This is a genomic window from Roseivivax sp. CAU 1753 (assembly GCF_054482575.1).
In genome coordinates this window covers 1-6,789 of record NZ_JBTLRF010000025.1, presented here as the reverse complement: position 1 = coordinate 6,789, position 6,789 = coordinate 1, and the positions used below count along the sequence as shown (strand labels likewise).

The following is a 6,789-nucleotide window of genomic DNA, read 5'->3' as shown; positions in this document are numbered from 1 at the left end:
CCGCGCCCTTTGGGCGCGGAGTGCGAGGCAGCGTATTTGCTAGCAAATGCGCGTTCGCACACCCTTGCCATTCCGGGTGCGGGTATCGGCCTTCTGATGAAGGCCTGCAATCAACGTTTTCGCTGTCCAAGTGTACTGTTTGAGTATGCTTTTGATTTTGTTCCGGTAAGTCAGGCGAACCTGTCTGTTACTGGATCAAATCAAGCCTATCGAGCCATTAGTACCGGTCAACTGAACGCATTGCTGCGCGTACATCTCCGGCCTATCGACGTGGTGGTCTTCCACGGCTCTCAGGGATACCTTGTTTTGAGGGGGGCTTCCCGCTTAGATGCCTTCAGCGGTTATCCTGTCCGATCATAGCTACCCAGCACTGCTATTGGCATAACAACTGGTCCACCAGTGGATCGTTCACCCCGGTCCTCTCGTACTAGGGGCAACTCCTCTCAAGTATCCTACACCCACGGCAGATAGGGACCGAACTGTCTCACGACGTTCTAAACCCAGCTCACGTACCTCTTTAAACGGCGAACAGCCGTACCCTTGGGACCTGCTCCAGCCCCAGGATGAGATGAGCCGACATCGAGGTGCCAAACACTGCCGTCGATATGGACTCTTGGGCAGTATCAGCCTGTTATCCCCGGCGTACCTTTTATCCGTTGAGCGATGGCCCTCCCACTTGGGACCACCGGATCACTATGGCCGTCTTTCGACTCTGCTCGACTTGTCAGTCTCGCAGTCAGGCTGGCTTATGCCATTGCACTCAACGACCGATTTCCGACCGGTCTGAGCCAACCTTCGCGCGCCTCCGTTACGATTTAGGAGGCGACCGCCCCAGTCAAACTACCCGCCACAGAGGGTCCCGGAACCGGATAACGGTTCGCGGTTAGACATCAAGCAGGCGAAGGGTGGTATCTCAAGGATGGCTCCACAGAAACTGGCGTTCCTGCTTCAAAGCCTACCACCTATCCTGCACATCACATGCCTGATGCCAGTCTGAAGCTGTAGTAAAGGTGCACGGGGTCTTTCCGTCTAACCGCGGGAAGCCTGCATCTTGACAGGCAATTCAATTTCGCTGAGTCGATGTTGGAGACAGCGGGGAAGTCGTTACGCCATTCGTGCAGGTCGGAACTTACCCGACAAGGAATTTCGCTACCTTAGGACCGTTATAGTTACGGCCGCCGTTTACCTGGGCTTCAATTCAGAGCTTGCACCCCTCCTTTTAACCTTCAGGCACCGGGCAGGCGTCAGACCCTATACGTCGTCTTGCGACTTCGCAGAGCCCTGTGTTTTTAGTAAACAGTCGCCACCCCCTGGTTTGTGCCCCCAGCCCCTAGTTGCCTAGGAACCGGGCCTCCTTCTCGCGAACTTACGGAGGTATTTTGCCGAGTTCCTTCAACATCGTTCTCTCAAGCGCCTTGGTATTCTCTACCTGTCCACCTGTGTCGGTTTAGGGTACGGTCCTGTGGAGGGCTATTTCCAGGGACTGCTCAGCGGCCCATCCAATCCGATAAGGATGAACAACCTCCGCAATCCGTCACCATCTCCTGGCCCAGGAATATTAACCTGGTTCCCATCGACTACGCCTTTCGGCCTCGCCTTAGGGGCCGGCTTACCCTGCTCAGATTAGCTTTAAGCAGGAACCCTTGGACTTTCGGCGAGAGTGTCTCTCACACTCTTTGTCGCTACTCATGTCATCATTCTCACTAGTGATCTCTCCACCGGATCGCTTTCGCGCCGGCTTCACAGAAAAGACTCCGTCTTTTCTGACCTCTTTGCTGCACTACCGCCTTCGGCTACTTGAGTGCGAACACCCAATGAACCGATCTCGATACTGCAAGAGATCAGGATAAGACAAAATCCTATGTCACACTACGCTCTGCTACCATGCCTTACGGCATCCTAAGCTTCGGCTCATGGCTTGAGCCCCGTTACATCTTCGCCGCAGGACAACTTGTTTAGACCAGTGAGCTGTTACGCTATCTTTAAAGGATGGCTGCTTCTAAGCCAACCTCCTGGTTGTTTTGGTCGTCCCACCTGCTTTCCCACTTAGCCATGAATTGGGGGCCTTAGCTGTAGGTCAGGGTTGTTTCCCTCTCCACTACGGACGTTAGCATCCGCAGTGTGTCTGCCATCTAGTACTCCCGGGTATTCGGAGTTTGGTTAGGATCAGTAAGCCTGTGGGGCCCCATTACCCATCCAGTGCTCTACCCCCCGGGGTATTCGGATGACGCTCTACCTAAATAGATTTCGCAGAGAACCAGCTATCTCCGAGTTTGATTGGCCTTTCACCCCTAGGCACAACTCATCCCGACCTTTTTCAACAGGTGTGGGTTCGGACCTCCAGTAAGTGTTACCTTACCTTCATCCTGGTCATGCCTAGATCACTCGGTTTCGGGTCTGATCCATCTAACTCGACGCCCTATTAAGACTCGCTTTCGCTGCGCCTACACCTAACGGCTTAAGCTTGCTAGATAGACCAAGTCGATGACCCATTATACAAAAGGTACGCCGTCACAAGACTGGACACTGATAACATCTGATTTCATTGGAACATGCATTTACTGCAAGGGCATCGATATGCGGAATTGCACCGTCTCGATCCCGGGATTGTCGTCGTACAGACCGGCGTTCGAGCGATGGTCATAACTGAGCGCCGCGCGCCAGCCATTCCGCATCTCGTATCCGATCTCGACACCCGAGCGGAAGGCAATGGGCCCGCCAAGGTCGAAATCCCCCTCGAGCCAGAGACCCGGCATCGAGTGCAGTTCGGCATAGATCGGGGTATTGCCCAGGGTGACCTTGTAGGTCGACCCGAAGCCGATCCACGACCCGGCTTCGCCATATGACAGGCCCAACGCCTGGCCGAATGGCCCGCGTCTGTGCCCGAGATCGTAGCGAAGATAGACTTCGGGGCTTTCCTCGGCATTGCGCGCAATCACCGAACCGGCCGAGAAGGCCGTCCGAGATGGCGCGTCTGTCTTGCCGAGACAGCCCGTTGCCGTGCCGCAATAGTTCATGCCCATGTCGGTCAATCCCGCCACCAGCAATATTATTGCAAACGTTCCGTCGGCCATGTTTTCTGCCCTACCACTTCGTTACTTGAGGGCAGGACATGCGCCCTACCCCTTCGTTACTTGAGGGCGACGTGCCGCTCAGTTTCCTGGGTAGGATCATGGCCCCAGATTGTCATTAGAGTCCAGTCAAGCTCCGACTGATTGTAGGCGTTCGGTTTCAGGTACTGTTTCACTCCCCTCGTCGGGGTGCTTTTCACCTTTCCCTCACGGTACTGGTTCGCTATCGGTCAGCAAGGAGTACTTAGCCTTCGAGGGTGGTCCCCCGATCTTCAGACAGGATTTCACGTGTCCCGCCCTACTTAATACGTCCCATTGAACTTCTCATACGGGGCTGTCACCCGCTATGGCCCAGCTTTCCAACTGGTTCTGATCGCTCTCAAGGCTCGGCTGGTCCCCGTTCGCTCGCCGCTACTAGGGGAGTATCAATTGATTTCCTTTCCTCCGGGTACTTAGATGTTTCAGTTCCCCGGGTTTGCTTTTATAACCCTATATATTCAGGTCATAAATACCTGTTCATGAATGTTATTAACTGCCCGAAGGCAATAATAACAAACATTCAGGTGGGTTGCCCCATTCGGAAATTCATGGATCAAAGCATATTCTCGGCTCCCCATGACTTATCGCAGAGTATCACGTCCTTCATCGCCTCTTGCTGCCAAGGCATCCACCAAACGCCCTTCTCGCGCTTGATTTGATCCAGTAAAAGACAGGCCTGCGTGCGACCGCTCCGCTACTTGAGCGCAGAGGCCATACGTTAACCGCTTTTACCGATCAAAAGCATACTTTCCCGCCTGGTCCTGTCGGACCAGACTTTCGGTTTCAGCAGACCATTGAGGACCGCCAAAACCGGCTCACTGTTTTCATGCAAAAACAGTGAGGGGTTAGTGTACTTGACTTGGACAACGTTGCTTTTTTCAGAAGGGATATATGACCCAAGCCGGCTAGACCTGGTGCATACCGCTCACCCGAAGGCGAGACCGACTGAGATTGCCAAACACTTATGGCAACCAAGCAATGTTGATTTGTATCTCTCTTAACGATGTCAGATATCCGTCCGATTGGACGGCTCAGCACTGAACCCAGTGCTGGGCGATCTAATCGGATGGCTCTGTCTGTTGGTATCTGTCATGGAATATGCCAGCTCCTGGAATGGAGAAGGTGTGGCTCTCATTGCTTTTGCAGGCAAAAGCAACTGCCGCCACTCTCACTGTCGACTGCGCCGTCAGTGAATTGGTGGAGCCTAGGAGGATCGAACTCCTGACCTCCTGAATGCAAATCAGGCGCTCTCCCAGCTGAGCTAAGGCCCCACAATTTTTCCCAAAATTGGGGGCGTGCGCAGCAGGCGCTTTTGCTTGCAAAAGCTGCCGGAAGCGTCACCCGGTTGCAATTCTGGGAACAAGTCCAAGCGGGTCATCGTCGTGACATCCGGCTTCGCCGAATGCACTGTCATGACAACGCCTTTTTGCCACCGACAAAAAGGGCTTGGTGGGTCGAGGAGGACTTGAACCTCCGACCTCACGCTTATCAGGCGTGCGCTCTAACCACCTGAGCTACCGACCCAGTTGATTTTGCTATGCAAAATCGACAACGAGCTAGTCGGCCCGCGTGTTTTCCATGTCTGAAGAGATATGAGGACGGCTCGGTTCGATTTTTGACCGGCTTTGTATGCCGATCTTGCTAAGTGTTTCACGATGTCAGTGCGCTACCGCGACGCTGCTTGAGCGCGCTAGTCTCACACCGGACATGCTAGAAACATCCTTAGAAAGGAGGTGATCCAGCCGCAGGTTCCCCTACGGCTACCTTGTTACGACTTCACCCCAGTCGCTGATCTTACCGTGGCCGCCTGCCTCCCGAAGGTTAGCGCAGCGTCGTCAGGTAAAACCAACTCCCATGGTGTGACGGGCGGTGTGTACAAGGCCCGGGAACGTATTCACCGCGTCATGCTGTTACGCGATTACTAGCGATTCCGACTTCATGGGGTCGAGTTGCAGACCCCAATCCGAACTGAGACAGTTTTTGGGGATTAACCCATTGTCACTGCCATTGTAGCACGTGTGTAGCCCAACCCGTAAGGGCCATGAGGACTTGACGTCATCCACACCTTCCTCCCGCTTATCACGGGCAGTTTCCCTAGAGTGCCCAGCTTAACCTGCTGGCAACTAAGGATGTGGGTTGCGCTCGTTGCCGGACTTAACCGAACATCTCACGACACGAGCTGACGACAGCCATGCAGCACCTGTCACTGCGTCCCCGAAAGGAACCATGGATCTCTCCATGTAGCACAGGATGTCAAGGGTTGGTAAGGTTCTGCGCGTTGCTTCGAATTAAACCACATGCTCCACCGCTTGTGCGGGCCCCCGTCAATTCCTTTGAGTTTTAATCTTGCGACCGTACTCCCCAGGCGGAATGCTTAATCCGTTAGGTGTGACACCGAACAGCATGCTGCCCGACGTCTGGCATTCATCGTTTACGGTGTGGACTACCAGGGTATCTAATCCTGTTTGCTCCCCACACTTTCGCACCTCAGCGTCAGTATCGAGCCAGTGAGCCGCCTTCGCCACTGGTGTTCCTCCGAATATCTACGAATTTCACCTCTACACTCGGAATTCCACTCACCTCTCTCGAACTCCAGACTGATAGTTTATGAGGCAGTTCCGAGGTTGAGCCCCGGGATTTCACCCCATACTTTCCAATCCGCCTACGTGCGCTTTACGCCCAGTAATTCCGAACAACGCTAACCCCCTCCGTATTACCGCGGCTGCTGGCACGGAGTTAGCCGGGGTTTCTTTACTGGGTACCGTCATTATCTTCCCCAGCGAAAGAGCTTTACGACCCTAAGGCCTTCATCACTCACGCGGCATGGCTAGATCAGGCTTGCGCCCATTGTCTAAGATTCCCCACTGCTGCCTCCCGTAGGAGTCTGGGCCGTGTCTCAGTCCCAGTGTGGCTGATCATCCTCTAAAACCAGCTATGGATCGTAGGCTTGGTAGGCCATTACCCCACCAACTACCTAATCCAACGCGGGCCAATCCTTCACCGATAAATCTTTCCCCCGAAGGGCGTATGCGGTATTAGTCATCGTTTCCAATGATTATTCCGCAGTGAAGGGCATGTTCCCACGTGTTACTCACCCGTCCGCCGCTAGACCCGAAGGTCTCGCTCGACTTGCATGTGTTAAGCCTGCCGCCAGCGTTCGTTCTGAGCCAGGATCAAACTCTCAAGTTGAAAGCGTCTTGCGACACTATCCTTGACGTTCGAACCTCTGCACATCCTCAGTGCGCTACCGCCTCCGGCTGCTAGAGCGCGAAGAAAGCATCGACCCACCCGGCTAAGGATAGGGTCTGCACTGAGAGTCATCTGTTTGATTGTGCTTCAGGTTTCATCAGAAACCGAAAGCCGCTCAAACAGTGAAGCTGACACTGGATCATCGGACCGAAGCCCTACCAGCGCGATATACAGACGTTGATCCATCGAATGAACCAAACCGCCCACATATCTCTTCAGATACCAGCAATGTCAAAGAGCCAGAAACAAAACCAAACCGTTGCGCCCTATCTTGTGGCGCGCCCGCCCAGCCCTATCCCTAAATGTCCGCCCCGCAGGCAACCCCCGGCGTCTCCACCGCAGCGCCGCCCCGTCTGGCGTCCCAACCGCGCCTCAGCGCCGCCGGTGAAGGGGCTTCTACGGTCCCACACCAAAACCCGCAAGCAGAAAA

Annotated in this window: 2 tRNA genes and 2 rRNA genes; all 4 read right to left on the bottom strand. The window is 54.4% G+C overall.

Annotated elements, in window-relative coordinates:
- Positions 1–196 precede the first annotated feature (196 nt).
- The 4 genes from ACXYMN_RS19730 to ACXYMN_RS19715 all read right to left on the bottom strand — a co-directional run bounded on the left by ACXYMN_RS19730 (position 197) and on the right by ACXYMN_RS19715 (position 6,299).
- Positions 197–3,766: ribosomal RNA gene (locus tag ACXYMN_RS19730) — 23S ribosomal RNA — on the bottom strand.
- A gap of 539 nt (positions 3,767–4,305) precedes the next feature.
- Positions 4,306–4,381 (bottom strand) — tRNA-Ala (locus ACXYMN_RS19725).
- A gap of 176 nt (positions 4,382–4,557) precedes the next feature.
- Positions 4,558–4,634, bottom strand: a tRNA-Ile gene (locus ACXYMN_RS19720).
- A 202-nt stretch (positions 4,635–4,836) separates the two neighbouring features.
- Positions 4,837–6,299, bottom strand: a 16S ribosomal RNA gene (locus ACXYMN_RS19715).
- The 16S and 23S rRNA genes sit together here with 2 tRNA genes alongside, the layout of an rRNA operon.
- Positions 6,300–6,789: the final 490 nt, after the last annotated feature.